Source organism: Ancylomarina longa, from assembly GCF_003996985.1.
In the GTDB taxonomy this organism is placed as follows: Bacteria; Bacteroidota; Bacteroidia; order Bacteroidales; family Marinifilaceae; genus Ancylomarina_A; species Ancylomarina_A longa.
This window is the reverse complement of the sequence record NZ_RJJX01000216.1, coordinates 1-473: the sequence shown is the minus strand read 5'-3', so window position 1 is coordinate 473 and position 473 is coordinate 1. Positions and strand designations below refer to the sequence as shown.

Here is a 473-nt window from a genome sequence, read left to right as displayed (position 1 = left end):
GATACATTTGTCCTGAAAGGACTAAGGCAATAGCAACGGGCAAAGCCCGTTGATTCTAATGCAATTTGTTAATCAAGCCCCGAAGGGGCGAAAGCCTAATTCCAAATATATTTCTCATCAAAATCAACATTGTATTTTCGAAGAAAAGCTCTCAATTCATCCTCAAACGACTTTTTTGTATGATGTTTATCCTGATTATCGATGTATTGAGTCACAACATCTGTTTCAGAAGGATTAACGGAAAATATTCCATAACCATCTTGCCAATAAAAATCATGATATTGATTTCCTTTTAATTTAATCCATTTCGAGGACTGCTTCTTCACCTCTTCCAAAAGCTTCACTTGGCTTATCTTTTTAGATAACGTGCATAAAATATGGACATGATCCTTATGTCCTCCTACACGAACAGGATTACATTCCAAGCCTTTACAAACTCCTCCAATGTATTCAAACAATTCTTTTTTTACATT

Annotated in this window: 1 protein-coding gene; it reads right to left on the bottom strand. The window is 35.1% G+C overall.

Features of this window, described 5'->3' with window-relative positions:
* Positions 1 to 95: 95 nt before the first annotated feature.
* Positions 96 to 473: transposase (locus DLK05_RS17020; RefSeq protein ID WP_127345114.1), on the bottom strand; the 378-nt coding region annotated here is incomplete at its 5' end.